The 18,079-nt window shown below is 58.1% G+C and carries 16 protein-coding genes; 6 read left to right on the top strand and 10 right to left on the bottom strand.

The genetic code is table 11. The features are described from left to right. The first annotated feature begins 17 nt into the window (after positions 1-17). Complete coding sequence (locus tag D781_RS21190) at positions 18-869, top strand: helix-turn-helix domain-containing protein (protein WP_015962270.1); 852 nt, start codon at positions 18-20, stop codon at positions 867-869. Here the strand turns inward: D781_RS21190 and D781_RS21185 are convergent. The 6 genes from D781_RS21185 to D781_RS21160 form a co-directional block, all read right to left on the bottom strand. Further along, positions 859-2,643: an ATP-binding protein gene (locus D781_RS21185; protein ID WP_015962269.1), complete on the bottom strand. Its 1,785-nt coding sequence runs from the start codon at positions 2,641-2,643 to the stop codon at positions 859-861. The two genes, D781_RS21190 and D781_RS21185, sit on opposite strands and share 11 nt — an antisense overlap. Continuing rightward, positions 2,640-3,134 (bottom strand): molybdopterin-dependent oxidoreductase, encoded by a 495-nt coding sequence (locus D781_RS21180; protein WP_015962268.1) that lies wholly within the window; start codon positions 3,132-3,134, stop codon positions 2,640-2,642. The genes D781_RS21185 and D781_RS21180 overlap by 4 nt, the downstream gene beginning before the upstream one ends. Positions 3,135-3,333: 199 nt before the next feature. Further along, a complete protein-coding gene (locus tag D781_RS21175) occupies positions 3,334-4,245 on the bottom strand; it encodes a hypothetical protein (protein WP_015962267.1) in 912 nt (303 codons plus the stop codon). Positions 4,246-4,265: 20 nt separating this feature from the next. After that, positions 4,266-4,748 (bottom strand): type VI secretion system tube protein Hcp, encoded by a 483-nt coding sequence (locus D781_RS21170; protein WP_015962266.1) that lies wholly within the window; start codon positions 4,746-4,748, stop codon positions 4,266-4,268. Between the two features lie 343 nt (positions 4,749-5,091). Continuing rightward, positions 5,092-6,444 carry a glutathione-disulfide reductase gene (gene gorA / locus D781_RS21165; RefSeq protein ID WP_015962265.1) on the bottom strand — a complete coding sequence of 451 codons (1,353 nt, stop codon included), beginning with the start codon at positions 6,442-6,444 and terminating at the stop codon, positions 5,092-5,094. Between the two features lie 132 nt (positions 6,445-6,576). Further along, positions 6,577-7,419, bottom strand: a complete 843-nt coding sequence (locus D781_RS21160; RefSeq protein ID WP_015962264.1) for a 23S rRNA (adenine(2030)-N(6))-methyltransferase RlmJ — start codon at positions 7,417-7,419, stop codon at positions 6,577-6,579. Between the two features lie 126 nt (positions 7,420-7,545). Between D781_RS21160 and D781_RS21155 the strand changes: the two genes are divergently transcribed. Next, a complete protein-coding gene (locus tag D781_RS21155) occupies positions 7,546-7,962 on the top strand; it encodes an ASCH domain-containing protein (protein WP_015962263.1) in 417 nt (138 codons plus the stop codon). 71 nt (positions 7,963-8,033) lie between these two features. Here the strand turns inward: D781_RS21155 and D781_RS21150 are convergent, their stop codons facing one another. Beyond that, entirely contained in the window at positions 8,034-8,318 is a 285-nt protein-coding gene (locus D781_RS21150) for a hypothetical protein (protein WP_015962262.1), read from the bottom strand. Between the two features lie 328 nt (positions 8,319-8,646). On the opposite strand from D781_RS21150, the gene prlC reads away from it, so the two are divergent. The 3 genes from prlC to D781_RS21135 all read left to right on the top strand — a co-directional run bounded on the left by prlC (position 8,647) and on the right by D781_RS21135 (position 13,505). After that, the gene (prlC, locus tag D781_RS21145) at positions 8,647-10,689 is read left to right on the top strand and encodes an oligopeptidase A (RefSeq protein WP_015962260.1); all 2,043 of its coding nucleotides are present in this window, start codon (positions 8,647-8,649) and stop codon (positions 10,687-10,689) included. Between the two features lie 8 nt (positions 10,690-10,697). Beyond that, positions 10,698-11,444, top strand: coding sequence for a 16S rRNA (guanine(1516)-N(2))-methyltransferase RsmJ (gene rsmJ, locus D781_RS21140; RefSeq protein WP_015962259.1), 747 nt, complete (start codon positions 10,698-10,700; stop codon positions 11,442-11,444). Between the two features lie 162 nt (positions 11,445-11,606). Further along, a complete protein-coding gene (locus D781_RS21135; protein WP_015962258.1) occupies positions 11,607-13,505 on the top strand; it encodes a metallophosphoesterase in 1,899 nt (632 codons plus the stop codon). Positions 13,506-13,551: 46 nt separating this feature from the next. On the opposite strand, the gene gdhA is transcribed toward D781_RS21135, so the two are convergent. Continuing rightward, positions 13,552-14,895, bottom strand: coding sequence for an NADP-specific glutamate dehydrogenase (gene gdhA / locus D781_RS21130; protein WP_015962257.1), 1,344 nt, complete (start codon positions 14,893-14,895; stop codon positions 13,552-13,554). 178 nt (positions 14,896-15,073) lie between these two features. Further along, positions 15,074-15,517 (bottom strand): universal stress protein UspA, encoded by a 444-nt coding sequence (gene uspA / locus D781_RS21125; protein ID WP_015962256.1) that lies wholly within the window; start codon positions 15,515-15,517, stop codon positions 15,074-15,076. Positions 15,518-16,096: 579 nt separating this feature from the next. On the opposite strand from uspA, the gene uspB reads away from it, so the two are divergent. Beyond that, the gene (gene uspB / locus D781_RS21120) at positions 16,097-16,432 is read left to right on the top strand and encodes a universal stress protein UspB (protein ID WP_015962255.1); all 336 of its coding nucleotides are present in this window, start codon (positions 16,097-16,099) and stop codon (positions 16,430-16,432) included. A 54-nt stretch (positions 16,433-16,486) separates the two neighbouring features. On the opposite strand, the gene pitA is transcribed toward uspB, so the two are convergent. Then, positions 16,487-17,989 carry an inorganic phosphate transporter PitA gene (gene pitA / locus D781_RS21115; protein ID WP_015962254.1) on the bottom strand — a complete coding sequence of 501 codons (1,503 nt, stop codon included), beginning with the start codon at positions 17,987-17,989 and terminating at the stop codon, positions 16,487-16,489. Between the last annotated feature and the right edge of the window lie 90 nt (positions 17,990-18,079).

Genomic DNA, 18,079 nt, shown 5'->3' with positions numbered 1-18,079 from the left:
AAAAATCGAAGGAAAAAATGGATAACAATCATCAAAAATTCGATTCGCAGTCGATTGCAAACCGGGTCAGAGAACTCTTTCTTCATCACGGGATCGGTAAACGTCAGCAAGCAAAGGAACTTAGCCGCATTCTGGCGCTAAGTTTTTCCCATGCCCACCGTAAGCTGAAAGGGCAAAGCCCCTGGACGCTGGAGCAGATCAACAGCGTCGCGGCCGCGCTGGATGAAACGCCGGCCGCCATTGTTGATATCAACGTGGAGAATGAGCCTCCCGCGCAAACTATTGCACGAGATGCCATCTTTTCGCTGGCCGGGGTCAACATTCCTTGCGTGGCATACATCGGCAGCGAAGTCAGTGGCGGGCGTTTTTCTGAATATGTCGCGCTGCAGGAAGAGGAAAGGTGGGTGATTTACCGCGCCGATGAGGCGTCGGCGGGCAGTCGCTACTGCGTGGAGCTGATCGAGATCCGTCCGACGAACATCGACGATGAGCGCTTAAGCATCGCGGTGCTGGATGATTCGCACCAAGCGGCGGATGAGCTGGCCAAATACCTGAACAGCCGCGGCTTTAACGCCGTTGCCTTTTACGACGTGCCAGCGTTCAAACAGGCGCTGAGCCGCAGCCTGTTCGACGGTTATGTGGTCGACTGGCTGATCGGGCAGGAAACCTCCGAACAGTGCATCGAGGCGATTCGCGCCTCCGATAACCCGGATGCGCCGGTGTTGGTGCTGACCGGCCAGCTGGGCACCGGGCTGCGCGAGTCGGAAATCGCCAAGGCGATGCGCGATTATGACGTGCTTGGCCCGTATGAAAAGCCGGTGCGGCTGCATGTGATTGAAGCCGCGCTGCAGCGCTGTTTTAACCTTTAAGGAACAGCGCGGACAGGGCGGTGGACAGCGCCTCCAGCCGCACGGGTTTTATCAGGTAATCGTCGAACAGCGCGCGTTGCTCCAGCGTCAGTAGCTCCGGCGTCTGGGCGCTGATGCCGATAATCGGAATATGGCGGTTGGGGCCGCGCTGGCCGCGCAGCTTTTTCGCCAGCGCCGCACCGTCGATGCCCGGCATCTGTAAATCCAGCAGCAGCACGTCATAAGGCCGGCGCAGCAGCTTTTGCAGCGCGCGCTCTGAGGAATCGCACAGCTCATGCTGGTAGCCCAGCTTGTCCAGCAGGGCGGCGAAGGCTTCCCCCACCGACCGGTTGTCGTCCACCACCAGTACCTGCTGTTCTTTCATCGCCATATCGGACAGCGCCTGCGGCTGCGCCTCTTCTTCCGCCTGATCTTCACTGACTTCCACCGGAATACTGACGATAAAGGTGCTGCCTTTGCCCTGTTCGCTGTAGACGGTCACGGTGCCCTGCAGCAGCGCGACCAGGCCGCGTACGATTGCCAGCCCCATGCCGACGCCGCCGTACTGTTTGGTATTGGACTGGTCCAACTGGGTAAACGGCTGGAATATCTGCCCCAGTTTCTCTTCTTCCATCCCGATGCCGGTATCGGTCACTTCCAGCATCAGCGCATTACCGCCGGTTTGGCGCCGCAGGCAGCCGTGTACGGTGATGGTGCCGCTTTCGGTGTATTTGAAGGCGTTGGTCAGCAGATTGACCAGAATCTGGCGGATGCGCAGCGGGTCGGAATACATCTGCGCGTGGCTGAAGTCGACTTCGCACAGCAGCGCGATCTGCGTTTTGTTCATCAGCATGCCGATTTCATCGGTAGTTTGCTGAATCAGCTGTTCAGCATTGAATGGCATAATACGCAGTTCCATCATGCCGCTGTCCAGATGCGCGTAGTCGGTCAAATCCTTCATCTGGGTTTCAATCTGCTGCGCAGCGGTTTCCAGCCGCTGGAAGGTATCAACGTGCTCGCTGGAGACGTTGGTATTCATCAGCACGTCAATGGCCGACATGATGCTCTGCAGCGAGGTGCGCAGTTCGTGGCCGATGGCGCCGAGGAAGGCGTTTTTCGAGTGCGTGGCCTTTTCCGCCTCAATGGCCTTGGCCTGCTGCTGAATGGTAATGCGCTGCTGGCGCAGGACAATCAGCGTAATGGCGACCAGCGCAATCACCGAGAACATGATGATCACCAGGCCATAGAAAATAATATGCCGCTTCTCGATATAGTCGTTATAGGCGACGGTGCGCTGCTTCACCTCCGCATGGTCGGCCAGGTTAGCCATTTCGATCGAAAACGGCTTCATCTGCTGCATGGACTGGGTAATTTCCTGCAGGTTCGGCGGGGAGGCGCTGATGAGATGGTCGAGCTGATTCATTTGCGCCACCATCTGCTTAATCACTTCGGGATAGCCGGCCTCGCGGTACAGCGGCTGGGTGGATTCCGACACGGTCTCCAGCACGTAGAAGCGAGAATACAGAATTTCAAACCTGAGCCTTAACGCCTCGACGTCCACCTTGGGCGCATTCTTCAGCTGTTCCACATAGGTTTCAAACTCCGCCAGCTTGATGGAGAATTTCGCGATCGACCACGAGTAGTTTTCCTGCGTGCCGGCGATGGCGTACAGCCCCTTTTTCGACAGCGTGGCGCTGTAGTAATACAGGGTGATGGTGGAAGCCACAATGAACAGGGCGGCGAAAATGGCCGGGATCGCCAGCCGGCTGCCGTTCTTGAACTGGGTCAGCTTCATTTAATCACGATCCTGTTGACCTGCCAGATAAAGCGCGAGTTATACAGCGGCGAATTTAACTCCGGGCCGCTGTCATCACGCGGGTAAACCAGAAACAGCGGGCCGAAGTTGCGGATTTTCAACATTTCCCCGTCCATTTTATAGGCCAGGATGATGTTGTAGTGCTCCACGTCGGACAGCGGAATATCGATGTAATAGTCGTTCAGCGCATGCATCGACAGCGTATGCCCCTTGGCGCCCACTTTTTCCAGGATATCCGCCACCGCCACGCCGTCGAATTTGCGCCGCGGCGTCCACGAGGTGGAGGTGGAAATCGAGTGGACCGGCATGGCGAACAGGTCCCGATCGCTAAAAACATAGCGCTTGTTGGCCGCATCGGTGTAATGGCTGATATTGCCAGAAACTTCCAGAGTAAAGGCTAACGCGGAGGTTTGGGCGGCGATCAGGGCGAATAGCGCCAGGGCAAGAGTTCTGATCAGGGTCGATAGCATCGGGAATTTCTCCGCAATGAAAGGCAAGGGCCAAGAAATAAATTTAGCAGGCTAAACAGTGTCAGAAAACAGCGAATTATGCAGGCGGCGGCTGCAGAAAAGACAAAGGCCAGCAAAGCCGGCCTTTGGGCGGTTCCACAGTACCTGATTCTTATAATAGCACTTTTTTAGCGGCGATAAGAATCAGCGTGGAGATGATTTAGAACATTCCGGCAATTTCACCCATCAGTTTGAGTTCATCTTTGGAGATGTAGGTCGGTCGATTACTGTCGTCGGTTAAAGAAACATAGTGTTCATTGCTGATCAGCAGAATTTTCGCCTTCACCGGCGAGGTATCCGTCAGCAAGATGTTAGAAAACAGATGTTCCATGCGCGCCTTGATATCTCCGCCGCCGGCCAGATTAATCGGGCGGCGGCTCATGTAAGTCATGGCGCTCTTTTTCGCCTTCTCTTCGTCTTTCAGGATCTTGACGCGGGTTTCATTGAAAAAGGCGGTGAGCTTGTTGCGGGCTTTCGACATTTTTTTCATGGCGTCCACCAGCTTCTTATTCTCCCCGACTCGGCGGTCGGACAGAAAGTTGCGTACTGCGAGCACGCAGCCGCTGGAGATACCCAACGCGCCGACGGCGCCCAGGGCGAAGCGGGCGTAAGCGTTGGTCATCAGGGTCTCACCGGCCTGAGCGGCGGCGGTCGCGGCAAAATAGGCGCCGGAACTCGACAGTGCGCCAACGACCCCTACCGCCGCAGCGGCCATGTTGTAATTGCTTTTTTGCGTATCGTCATAGACGTTGCCGCCATAACCTCTGAGCGAGGTGCCGTATTTATTGAAAACGTCGGACCGTCGGTTCAGCATGTTGCCGGTCATATCCTGCAGCCCGATGCTTTCTTCCTCATCGCGGCTTTCGCCATAGTCTGCATGCGTGTTTCTGCGGTCGCTGGCGCGCTGTAACTCGGCAAAGGTATTCATGATGCCGGAGTCAGTGTCGGTTTCGAACTGCATCAGCGTTTCTTCATCCAGCTCATTAATAAAGGCAAGAATCACCCGCAGGTCATCCTGGCCGATCAGGCTGCCCTTTAAAACGGATTCGACATCCAGTGTTGGATCTGCCATAGAACCCTCCCGTGGTCAGGTTATATTTCTTTGTTTTGTTTGATATCCCAACCGGATTTGGTTTCTGCCCCTTTGGTGCCCTTATCCGTCTGTTCCCAGTAGTGCAGATTGACTTTCGACGCCTGGAAGCGATATTTCACCAGAATATTATCGGTGTGGCCGACGCCGGTAAAATCAGCCAGCGTAACCAGCACGTCTTCCAGCACGATGCGCGAATATTCCACCTGACTGCCGCCGGCTTTACAGATGGATACTTCCACTTTGTTGACGTGCTTGCCGCTGGAGCAGAATTTTAAAATCGCCGGGGTGGCTTTATCGATCAGCGCCTGAACTTCCAGGTCGCGGTAATTCACTTTGCCGGTGCCGCCGCCGCCGCCCACCGCCATATTGCCGGATTGGGACGCGCCCCAGGTAAACGACAGAACGTCGATCCAATTTTTATGATTGGAATCATGGGATTCGCCGGTTACGCCTTCGACTTTCAAAAAGGTATCAATAGCCATTTTTTTCCTCATTGGTAAATGGTGATATTCGCTACCAAATTAACCGACGACCCGGTGTTGTCAACGCGCGATCTCTTGTTATCAGATTATTAAGATTTCCCTCATGTGATTTAGCCTGGTGATAATAAACAGGGTGATATTAAGCAGTTAAAAATAAAAGAATTATATTGTTTTTGACTGGCTGAATTTATTTTAAAGCGGGAGGACAAATAGATGACGTTTTTATGACGTGATTATTGATGGGGATTTTCGCGCTCGGCGTTAAACGATAAGAAAAAGGGCCGGCTGCGCTGACAGTCGGCCCGAGTTAACTCGGATAGCCTGCGGTTAAACCGGTCAGGGTTTAACGCATGGTGACGAACTCTTCCGCCGCCGTCGGGTGGATGGCCACGGTGTTGTCGAAGTCCTGCTTGGTGGCGCCCATCTTCACGGCGACCGCAAAGCCCTGCAGGATTTCATCCATACCGAAGCCGATGCCGTGCACGCCGACGATTTTCTCATTCTCGCCGACGCAGACCAGCTTCATACGGCAAGGCTGGCGGTGCTGGGTCACGGCGCTGTACATGGCGGTAAAGGAGGATTTGTACACCTTCACGCTGTCTTCGCCATATTTTTCCTTCGCTTCCGGCTCGGTCAGGCCGATAGTGCCGATCGGCGGGTGGCTGAACACCACGGTCGGGATATTGCTGTAGTCCAGGTGCTCGTTCGGCTTGTTGTTGAACAGGCGCTCGGACAGGCGACGGCCGGCGGCCACCGCGACCGGCGTCAGTTCAACTGCGCCGGTGTTGTCGCCGACGGCGTAGATGCCCGGTACGCTGGTGTTCTGGAACTGATCGACGTTGATGTAGCCCCGGTCGTTGGTCTGTACGCCGGTGGCCGCCAGGTTCAGGTTATCGGTCGCTGGTTCGCGGCCGATCGCCCAGACCAGGCTGTCGACGGTAAATTCGCTGCCGTTTTCCAGCTGCAGGGTCAGGCTGCCGTCGGCGTTTTTCACTACCGCCTTTGGCACCGATTCGGTGTGCAGGCTTGGCCCTTCGGTGTTCATCACCTCCACCAGCGTGTCAACGATCAGCGGGTCGAAGCTGCGCAGCGGCGCGTGCTTGCGCACGAACAGGTGAGTTTCCGCGCCCAGCGCGTTCATCACGCCGGCGATTTCCACGGCGATATAGCCGGCGCCCACGACGGCGACGCGTTTTGGCATCTCGTCGAGTTCGAAGAAACCATCGGAGTCGATGCCGTATTCCGCGCCCGGAATATCAGGGTGGCTCGGGCGGCCGCCGGTGGCGATCAGAATATGGTCGGCGGTGATCTGCTCGCCGTTGACTTCCACGGTGTGCGCATCGATAAAGCGGGCGAAGCCCTTGATCACGTCAACCTTGTTTTTGCCCAGTACGTTGTCGTACGAGTTGTGGATGCGGTCGATATAGGCGGTGCGGTTGGCGACCAGCTTCTTCCAGTCAAACGCGTTGACCGTGGTGTCGAAGCCGTAGTCCGGGCCGTATTGGTGAATCGCCTCGGCGATCTGCGCCGCGTGCCACATCACTTTTTTCGGTACACAACCCACGTTGACGCAGGTGCCGCCAAGTTCTTTGGCCTCAATCAGCGCACATTTCTGGCCATACATGGCTGCCCGGTTGATCGATGCGATACCGCCGCTGCCGCCGCCAATTGCTAGATAATCGTAATGTTTCGTCATCTGGGTTTTCCATGAGTTGTGTAAATTGAAGAGGATAGAGTTTAACGCCTGAGGTGGGTTTGTCGCAAAGATTGCGTCGATGGCTGTGATAGGCGTGGACGCAGGCGCGGCGTGCGCGCCTGCGGTCACCGGTTACTCCGGCATCACCCAGTTGATCAGATGGTGGCCGATGCCGGACGGCACCAGCGTTTTGTGCAGCCACGGCAGCACGTTCTGCATCTGCTGCTCCAGCTTCCACGGCGGGTTGATCACAATCATGCCGGAGGCGGTCATGCCGCGCTGGTCGCTGTCCGGCTTCACCGCCAGCTCAATTTGCAGAATGCGGCGGATGCCGGTGGCTTCCAGCTCTTTCAGCAGGCGTTTGATCTGCTGGCGCAGCACCACCGGATACCACAGCGCATAGGTGCCGGTGGCGAAGCGTTTATAACCTTCCTGGATCCCTTTCACCACGTCCTGATAGTCGGTTTTCATCTCATACGGCGGGTCCATCAGGATCAGACCGCGGCGCGACGGCGGCGGCAGCTGCGATTTCAACTGCTGATAGCCGTCGGCGCGCTGCACCTTGGCGCGTTCGTCTTTCTGGAATTCGCTGCGCAGCAGCGGGTAGTCGCTCGGGTGCAGCTCGGTCAGGTGGATCTTGTCCTGTGGACGCAGCAGCTGACGGGCGATCAGCGGCGATCCCGGGTAATAACGCAGCGATCCGCTGCGGTTCAGGTGCTGCACCACGCCCATATAGGCCTCCAGCTCTGCCGGCAGGTCGTCGCGTTGCCACAGCAGGCCGATGCCTTCCAGGTATTCACCGGTGCGCTCGGCGTGTTCGCCGCTCAGCTGATAACGTCCCGCGCCGGAGTGGGTATCCAGATACAGGAACGGTTTCTCTTTTTCTTTCAGCGACTCAATGATCAGGCTCTGGACGGTGTGCTTCAGCACGTCGGCGTGGTTGCCGGCGTGAAAACTGTGGCGGTAACTTAACATGGCGTTTGGTCATTCCTTGTGCTCCGTCTGCGGAGCGTGTGCGATAAGGCAGTAATCTGCACACAGTATAAACTGTTCGCAGGGGAAAAAGTGAAATGCATTGTCAGCCAGTGGAGGCCGCCGCGCATGACGTGTCAACATGATGTATTGGAACGCTACCCCGGCGCGCAGCGCTGGGCGTTCGGCGACGGTCCGCAGCTGGCGGATGAGCTGCTGCAGCTGGTATTAGCGGGAGAAAAAACGGCGACCTGCAGCTCTTACGTGGCCTATCAGCAGGCAAAAGTGCCGCAGATCGGCGACTACAGCGTGATTCTGGACGGCCGGGGCGAGGCGCGCTGCGTGATCCGCACGCGTGCGCTGCTGCTTATCCGCTTCTGCGACGTCAGCGCTGAGCTGGCGGCGAAAGAGGGTGAAGGGGATAAAAGCCTGGCCTGCTGGCGCGAAGGGCATCAGGTGTTTTTCACCCGCGAAGGCACCTTTGCGCCGGATATGTGGCTGGTGTTTGAGGAGTTTGAACGGGTGGCGGTTCTTGAGGAGAAGTGAACGGGGCGTATTTGGGACGTGGGGCATCACGAGGCTGGCATGCGCCGTCAGCCCTATCGCCGGCAAATGTACTAGCGTTTCTTCGCCTTAAACTCAAACGTGGCAATGATGTGTATGACCGCAAAGGCTAACGCTGAGTAGCGCAATAGCCAATGATCGCTTATCCATTGGGCGGAATCTGTAATAAATAAAGCTCTGCCATTGGCAAATATTATGAATTGCCAGGTGGCCAATATCCAGCCCGCTATCATAAGCAGCGTTGCGGATAATTTGTTGTCCGTGTGGTTAACCTTCAGTTTTATAGCAAGAAAAAGTAAAACGACGAATGCCGAAATAAAAGAGTAAAGCCACATCATGTATTCCCCCGTTCCTTGTTAACCCGAGTCTATCTTTTTACTGATGAACATGCCCTTCCCAACGCGCAATAGACGGGGAAATCTCGGCGCAACAAGGGATATCCTGACTATCTAGGCCAAAAAACAGGGCGCCCTCCTAATTACGGGTAATCCTTGTCGATTGTTGTTGTGTCACCCGTGCAGAAAAAGGGATAAATACGCGGCTCAATGACCACCTCCTGCCGAGGCACCATTGATTTTCCTGCCGTCTGGCACCATGTTAATCCTTACACACGCATTTTCAGGTCGGCCAGGCGTGGCCGGCCCCAACGATAATCAGGACTGCCCTATGACAAATCCGTTGCTGACACCGTTTTCCCTGCCGCCGTTCTCCGCGATCCGTCCGGAAGATATTGTGCCGGCGGTGCAATCCGCACTGGCCGATTGCCGCGCTGAAGTTGAGCGGGTGGTGGCGCAGCCGGGGCCGTTCACCTGGGATAACCTGGTGCAGCCGCTGGCGGAGGTAGACGACCGCCTGTCGCGCATCTGGTCGCCGATCGGCCATCTGAACTCGGTGAAAAACAGCCCGGAGCTGCGCACCGCCTATGAACAGGCGCTGCCGCTGCTGTCTGAGTACGGCACCTGGGTCGGCCAGCACGAAGGGCTGTATCAGGCCTACCGCAACCTGAAAGAGGGCGACGGTTTTGCCCGGCTGAGCGTGCCGCAGCGTAAAGCGGTAGAAAACGCGCTGCGCGACTTTGAGCTGTCGGGCATCGGCCTGCCGGCGGAGAAACAGCAGCGCTACGGTGAAATCGTCGCGCGCCTGTCCGAGCTGGGTTCGACCTACAGCAACAACGTGCTCGACGCCACCATGGGCTGGAGCAAACTGATTACCGACGAAGCAGAATTAAGCGGCCTGCCGGAAAGCGCGCTGGCGCAGGCACAGGCGATGGCGCAGGCCAAAGAGCAGCAGGGCTGGTTGCTGACGCTGGACATGCCGAGTTACCTGCCGGTGATGACCTATGCCGATAACCAGGCGCTGCGTGAAGAGATGTACCGCGCCTTTACCACCCGCGCCTCCGATCAGGGGCCGAACGCCGGTAAATGGGACAACAGCGCGGTGATGGCGGAAACGCTGGCGCTGCGTCATGAGCTGGCGCAGCTGCTGGGCTTTGATACCTATGCCGATAAATCGCTGGCGACCAAAATGGCGGAAAATCCGCAGCAGGTGATCGACTTCCTGACCGATCTGGCCAAGCGCGCCCGCCCGCAGGCGGAGCAGGAATTGGCGCAGCTGCGCGCCTTCGCCAAACAGCACTATGGCGTTGACGAGCTGCAGGCCTGGGATATCACCTACTACGGCGAAAAACAGAAACAGCACCTGTTCTCCATCAGCGATGAGCAGCTGCGCCCTTACTTCCCGGAGCAGCGCGTGGTGGAAGGGCTGTTTGAAGTGGTGAAGCGCATTTACGGCATCACCGCCAAAGAGCGTCAGGGCGTCGATACCTGGCATCCGGAAGTGCGTTTCTTTGACCTGTTCGACGCCGACGGCGCGCTGCGCGGCAGCTTCTACCTGGACCTGTATGCGCGCGAGCACAAGCGCGGCGGCGCCTGGATGGATGACTGCGTCGGCAAACTGCGCAAGGCGGACGGCGAGTTGCAAAAGCCGGTCGCCTACCTGACCTGCAACTTCAACCGTCCGCTGGGCGACAAGCCGGCGCTGTTCACCCATAACGAAGTGACCACGCTGTTCCACGAATTCGGCCACGGCCTGCACCATATGCTGACGGAGATCGACACCGCCGGCGTCGCCGGTATCAACGGGGTGCCGTGGGATGCGGTCGAACTGCCGAGCCAGTTTATGGAAAACTGGTGCTGGGAGCCGGAAGCGCTGGCGTTTATCTCCGGCCACTACGAAACCGGCGAGCCGCTGCCGAAAGCGCTGCTCGACAAGCTGCTGGAAGCCAAAAACTACCAGGCGGCGCTGTTTATCCTGCGCCAGCTGGAGTTCGGCCTGTTCGACTTCCGCATGCATTACGAATATGACCCGGCAACCGGCGCGCAGATCCTGCCGCTGCTGGCCGAGGTGAAGAAAATGGTCGCCGTGGTGCCGTCGCCGAGCTGGGGCCGCTTCCCGCATGCCTTCAGCCATATCTTTGCCGGCGGTTATGCGGCGGGTTATTACAGCTATCTGTGGGCGGAGGTGCTGTCGGCGGATGCCTACTCGCGCTTCGAGGAAGAGGGCATCTTCAACGCCGACACCGGCAGCGCCTTCCTGGATAACATCCTGTCGCGCGGCGGTTCGGAAGAGCCGATGGAACTGTTCAAACGCTTCCGTGGCCGTGAGCCGCAGCTGGATGCTATGCTGCGCCATTACGGCATTAAAGGATAACCTGACACGTGAGCGTGTGTTTATTGTGTGAAGCAGGCGCCGACCCCGGCGCCTTATCTGTTTTGGCCGAGCGCTGGCGGCTGACCTCGGACGATGAGGCTCCGATGGCGCTGGTGCTGACCCCGGAGCGTCTGGAACTGCGCAAGCGCGACGAACCCAAGCTGGGGGCGATCTACGTGGACTTCGTTTCCGGTCCGATGGCGCATCGGCGCCGCTTCGGCGGCGGGCGCGGCGAGGCGGTGGCCAAGGCGGTCGGCGTCAAGGGCAGCTACCTGCCGAGCGTGGTGGACGCCACCGCCGGGCTGGGGCGTGACGCCTTTGTACTGGCGGCGCTCGGCTGCCGGGTGCGGATGCTGGAGCGCAATCCGGTGGTGGCGGCACTGTTGGATGACGGCCTGCAGCGCGGCTATCAGGATGCGGAAATCGGCCCGTGGCTGCGGGAGCGGCTGACGCTGCTGCACGCCTCCAGCCTGACGGCGCTGGCCGATCTCAGCCCGCGGCCGGAGGTGGTGTATCTCGATCCGATGTATCCGCACAAGCAGAAGAGCGCGCTGGTGAAAAAAGAGATGCGGGTGTTCCAGTCGCTGGTGGGCAGCGACGATGACGCCGACGGTCTGCTGGAGCCGGCGCGCCGGCTGGCGACCAAGCGCATCGTGGTGAAGCGCCCCGACTATGCGCCGCCGCTGGCGCAGGTGCCGGCGCACGCCGCGACGGTGACTAAAAACCACCGTTTCGATATCTATATGCCGCTGTAGCGGTTTTCGCCGCAGGCGTGTCAGCAAGAGCCCGGTGCGCCGGGCCTTATCTAACCGATCTACCTCTCATTTCTCTGCATCAATCTGAAAACCTGCTGGAAAAAGCACAATCCCGATCGCATGCTGCCAGTTAATGTCATCCCACTCGCAGTAAATGGAATTATGAAAAAGACGCTTCTTTCCCTGTTGCTTGGCCTGAGCGGTTCCGCACTGGCCGCTGAGCCGGTCAACATCACTATTCTCGGCACCTCCGACCTGCACGGCACCTTTGTGCCCTGGGATTATGCCACCGACAGCGAAAACCTGGCCGGCAGCCTGAGCCAAATTGCCACTCAGGTGCGCAACGTGCGTGCGCAGCAGCCGAACGTGATTCTGGTCGACGCCGGCGACACCATTCAGGGCAACTTTGTTGAAACGTTTAAGAACGACAAAACCAGCCCGATGATCCTCGGTTTTAACGCGCTGGACTACGACGTCTGGGTGATGGGCAACCACGAATTCGATTTCGGCCTGCGGCCGCTGTCCACCTCGCTGAGCCAGTTTAAAGGCACGGCGCTGGCGGGCAATATCCTGTGGGACAGCGGCAAGCCCTATCTGCCGGCCTACAAGATCGTCGAACGGCAGGGGGTGAAGATCGGCATTATCGGGATGGATACGCCGATGACCGCCGAGTTTGCCAAAGGCACCGACCGCATCAAGGGGCTGAACTTTACCGATCCGGTGCAGGCGGTCAAACAGGTGATCCAGCAGATCCAGGGCGAGGTTGACGCCATCGTGCTGGTGGCGCATATGGGCATCGATAACGAAAACCAGCGGCCGGGCACCGGGGTGGGCGATATTGCACGCGCCAATCCGGAGCTGGCGGCGATCGTCGCCGGCCATATGCACGTGAAGGTCGATAAGGCGGTGATCAACGGCGTGATCGTGACCGAACCGGATAAATACGGCCGCGCGCTGTCGCGCATCGATCTGCAGTTTGAACGGCACAACGGCAGGTTTGTGCTGATCAATAAAGACAGCTACACCTATCCGATTCAGGGAACGGCGTCGGACGAACAGCTGGAAGCGATCTATCAGCCGTACCACAAAATTCTGCGCGCCAACGCCAACCGGCCGATCGCCCAGCTGACGGGGCAGGATTTGGTGCCGCCGGACGCGGTAAAGGGCATTCCGCAGGTGCACGTGCAGGATACCGGCATCAGCAGACTGTATCAGGAGGCCAGTCGTTACTATGCGCCGCAGGCCGAAGTGATTGCGCTGCAGATTGATAACGACCGGCCGAAGCTGAACGTCGGTACCATTGCCGCCAAGGATATTGCCTTTAACTATCAGTATGCCGGCGGTGAAATCACCGTTTACCAGATGACTGGCAAAGAGCTGAAAAAATATATGGAATGGTCCGCCGGCTATTTCAACCCGCTGCGCGACGGCGACGTGACCTACAGCTTTAACCCGCAACGGCGGGCATCCAAGTATTCCACCAATGATTTCTTTGACGGTGTGACCTACAAGATTGACCTGCGTCAGCCGGCAGGGCAGCGCATTGTCGATCTGAAAATGGCCGACGGTTCGCCGGTGACCGATACGACGCCGATTCGTCTGGGGATGAACAGCTACCGCATGGGGCACCTGACGCAACAGGGCGGCGCGCTGGAGGGCATGCGCTTCCCGGTACTGTCGGACAGCAAGCAGGAGTATGGCGAGGAGGCGGGGACGATCCGCAATCTCACCATCCGTTACCTGACCGAGGTAAAAAAAGGGCGGTATCAGGGCCAGACGGTGCAGCGCTGGCAGCTGCTGGGGCTGAACGGTTACGAAAAACAGCGCAAAATCGTCGAAAAACTGCTGAATGACGGCAGAATCAGCGTGCCGACCACGGCGGACGGGCGCTACAGCAACGTGGCGTCGATTAACGTGAAGGGGCTGACCTTCAGCGACCCGCAGGCGCGCCAGCGTAAAGAGAGCGAGCTGAAAGCCCGGTTGAAGACGGCCGACAACCCGGCGCTGCAAAAACAGCTGCAGGACCAGCTGGTGATCATCGCCGCGCTAAATCAGGCCTGATAAAAAATGCCGGCGGTGACGCCGGCATACATGAGCGGGGCGGGCGTTACAGCACCCCTTGCGCCAGCATCGCCTCCGCCACTTTGACAAAGCCGGCGATATTCGCGCCGCGCACATAGTGGGTCTGCTTGTCTTCGCCGCCGTACTCCACGCAGGCGTGGTGAATATCCGCCATGATGTGCTGCAGGCGTATGTCGACCTTTTCCGCCCGCCAGCCGAGGCGCGCGGCGTTTTGTGCCATCTCCAGCCCGGAGGTGGCGACGCCGCCGGCATTGGCCGCCTTGCCCGGCGCAAACAGCACGCCGGCGTCCAGGAAGGCGTCGGTGGCCTGGATAGTGGTCGGCATATTGGCGCCCTCGGCGACCGCTTTGACGCCGTTATGGATCAGCATGTTGGCGGCGGCCAGGTCCAGCTCGTTCTGGGTGGCGCACGGCAGCGCGATATCCACCGGCACGCTCCACGGCTGCTCGCCGGCCAGATAGGTCAGGCCGCGTTCGCGGGCGTAATCCTCTACCCGGCCGTAACGCTGGTTCTTGATTTCCGCCAGGTGCGCCAGCTTCTCGCGGGTAAAACCGGCGTCGTCCACCACGGTGCCGCCGGAGTCGGAGGCAGTCACCACGCGGGCGCCGAAGGCCAGCGCCTTCTCGATGGTGTACTGCGCCACGTTGCCGGAGCCGGATACCGCGACGCGCATCCCTTCAAAGCCCAGGCCGTGGCGTTTCAGCATCGCATCGGTGAAATACACCAGGCCGTAACCGGTGGCCTCCGGCCGGATCAGGCTGCCGCCGAAAGAGAGTCCCTTGCCGGTAAACACGCAGGCGGTGTTGTTGGACAGCTTTTTCATCATGCCGGTCATAAAGCCGACTTCCCGCCCGCCCACGCCGATGTCGCCGGCCGGCACGTCGGTATCCGGCCCCAGATGACGATACAGCTCGCTCATCAGCGCCTGACAGAAACGCATGATCTCGCCCTGGCTTTTGCCTTTGGGGTTGAAGTCCGAGCCGCCTTTGCCGCCGCCCATCGGCAGCGTGGTCAGCGCATTCTTGAAGGTCTGTTCAAAACCGAGGAACTTCAGAATCGACAGGTTCACCGACGGATGGAAACGCATGCCGCCCTTGTACGGCCCGATGGCCGAGTTGAACTGCACGCGCCAGGCGCGGTTGACCTGCACCCGGCCGGCGTCGTCTATCCAGCTGACGCGGAACTGAATGACGCGTTCCGGTTCGACCAGGCGTTCCAGCAGCGCATATTCCCGATAGCGCGGGTTACGTTCAATAAACGGCCACAGCGAGGTAAACACTTCGCGTACCGCCTGCAGATATTCGTCCTGATAGGGGTTTTGCTGCTGTAATACGGCAAGAAAGGATTCGAGCGATGCGCCCTGTTCCATAGATAGCTCCTTCTAAATGAATGCCCCCAGCTTATTACTATTGGTTTAACGTCACGGGGGAAGATGTTGTGTCTGCCTTGACTATATCACCGGGGGACGATTGTTTATCAAGCAATTAATCCCCGCAGAAACAAAAAAGCCCACAAATTGTGGGCTTTTTGAGCAGAAGGCGTCGCGCTTAGGCGTCTTCATCCTCTTCATCGCGCAGCGGTACAATCAGCATATCGATATGTACGGTATTGATCAGCTGGCGCGCGGAAGACATCAGCTTGCTCCAGAAGTCCTGGTGGTGGCCGCACAGCACCAGATCCATATCGTATTTCTTGATGGCGTCCACCAGCACCTGCGCCAGATCGCCGCTGCCGCTCAGGGTTTCGGTGATAGGGTAGCCGGCGTTTTGCGACAGTTCGGTCAGCGCGTTATGGGTTTCTTCGGAAATACGCTTTTGCATATCCCCCAGATTAACGTCGATCAGGCCGGTATACAGGTCGGAATAATTCACATCTACGTGGATCAGAGAGACTTTGGCATTGTACGGCCGCGCCATGGAAACTGCTTTTTCGACCAGAATTTTACTTTCTGGGGAGAGGTCTACCGCGATAAGTATGTGTTTGTAAGCCATGAGAATACTCCTTCCATATAATGCCGATTAAAGGGTAGCAGGCATTCCGCACGCCAGCCTGGCGCCGTTGTTTTCTCCGCCATGATATGGCGTTCACCTGCATCATATCATTGTGCTAACGCAATGATATGTCGGGCCGATCACAGCGCAATGCTTCACTCAGTCTTGTCATTTTCACCCCGTCAGTTTTACACCTATCGGGCTAAAAATCCTATTTATTCAGGGGGTATTACGCCGCTGACCGTTTGAATTATAAGCGTTGTTGCAAAAAGTATAGTCCCGAATGGCGGCTTGAGCGCGGATGCGGCAAACCGGAGGCGGTTCTGCAGCGGCGGCGGTGCTAAATTTTCCCGCCTGTCCGGCTACGTTTACGTTTCATTATCCTACAATTATGTTACGGGCCTCTCCTTTCCTCTGTGCACTGTACGGCGTCCTAATATGCGTTTGCGTATCGATGGGGCGTCGCTGACGGAGGAGGCCTGAGCGGTATAACTATCGGTCATCAGTGAGTATTGGATATGAAGTAGGGCCGTTGGCTCCGGCGGGTTGCCGTGGATCGCAACGCCTTGAGGGGGAATCATGATCAGTACCGTCGCGCTGTTTTGGGCTTTGTGTGTGGTATGTGTGGTAAACATGGTGCGCTATTACTCGTCCCTGCGCGCGCTGCTGGTAGTGCTGCGCGGCTGCGACCCCTTGTTGTACCAATATGTTGACGGCGGCGGTTTTTTTACCGCCCACGGCCAGCCGAGCAAGCAGCTGCGCCTGGTGCGCTACATCTACGCGCAGCGCTATACCGATCACCATGACCCGGAGTTTATCCGCCGCTGTGAGCGGGTGCGCCGGCAGTTTATGCTGACCTCCGCCCTGTGCGGGCTGGTGGTGGTCAGCCTGATCGCCATGGCTATCTGGTACTGACGCCAATAAAAAAAAGGCGGCCCTGGGGCCGCCTCGTTCGTTGGGGTCGCTGACTCAGATCAGCTTCAGCGCCAGCCAGTACAGAGAACCGGACAGAAGAATCGAGATCGGCAGGGTCAACACCCAGGCCAATGCGATGCTTTTCACGGTTTTACTCTGTACGCCGCCGCCATCCACGATCATGGTCCCGGCTACCGCCGAGGAGAGCACGTGGGTGGTGGAAACCGGCATGCCGGTGTAGCTGGCGACGCCGATCGACAGCGCAGCGGTCATCTGGGCCGATACGCCCTGCGCGTAGGTCATGCCTTTTTTGCCAATCTTCTCGCCGATGGTGGTCGCAACGCGTTTCCAGCCCACCATAGTACCGAGAGACAGCGCCAGCGCGACGGCGACAATGATCCACAGCGGCGCATACTCAACGGTCTGCAGCAGATCCTGACGCAGGTTGCTCAGGAAGCGCTTGTCTTCCGCTGAGGTTTCCGGCAGCTTGGCGACTTTATCTGCGGTATCGGTCACGCACATCAGCAGGCGGCGCAGCTGGCTGCGTTGCTCCACGTTCAGCTGATCGTAGCTTTGCAGGCCCTGCAGCAGGCCGGAGGCGTGGCTGATGGCCGGCATAGCGCGCGACGTGTCGCAGTGGAACTCTTGCGGCGCGTTGCTGGCCGGCGTTTCTTCCGGCGTCGGCACCAGCGGCGTGATGGCGACTACGTGCGCCAGCGACTCCTGATGCTGCTGGTAATACTGCTCCAGATGGCTGACGGCGTCGCGGGTACGGGTGATGTCATAGCCGGTTGCATTCATATTGAGTACAAAGCCGGCCGGCGCAACGCCGATCAGCACCAGCATGATCAAACCAATGCCTTTCTGACCGTCGTTGGCGCCGTGCGAGAAGCTGACGCCGACGGCGGACAGGATCAGCGCAATACGCGTCCAGAACGGCGGCTTGCGCTTACCGTCAACCTTTTCACGTTCGGCCGGCGTCATATGAATACGCTTGCGTTTTTTGGTGCCGCTCCAGTAACGGCGCAGCATAAACACCATCAGCCCGGCGACCATCATCCCCACCAGCGGGGAGAAGATCAATGACAGGAAAATACTGATCATTTTCGGGATGTTAAGTGCATCCACCATGGAGGTGTTGGTCACCAGAGCGTTGGTCAGGCCGACACCGATAATGGCGCCAATCAACGTGTGGGAACTGGAGGCCGGCAGACCGAAATACCAGGTGCCGAGGTTCCAGACGATTGCCGCCAATAGCATGGAGAACACCATGGCTAATCCGTGAGCGGAACTGACGTTCAGCAACAGATCGGTTGGCAGCAGGTGGACAATGGCGTAGGCAACACTCAAACCACCGAGTATTACGCCAAGGAAATTAAACACGCCCGCCATTACGACCGCAAGTTGCGAGCGCATAGCACGGGTATAGATCACGGTAGCAACCGCATTGGCCGTATCATGAAAGCCGTTGATGGCTTCGTACATCAATACGAACAGCAGTGCGAGTATTAACATCAGGCCGGTATGGAAATCCAGGCCAGCGAACAAATGCAACATAAGCGTTACGCCAGGTTTGTGGACATGAACGCCGCGCATTATCCGTGACAACAGGGGGCGGGGAAAAGAAAAATATGACGTTTTTTTGAT

Source organism: Serratia sp. FGI94 (genome assembly GCF_000330865.1).
Classification (GTDB): Bacteria; Pseudomonadota; Gammaproteobacteria; order Enterobacterales; family Enterobacteriaceae; genus Serratia_B; species Serratia_B rubidaea.
This window is presented reverse-complemented; position numbering and strand designations above follow the sequence as displayed.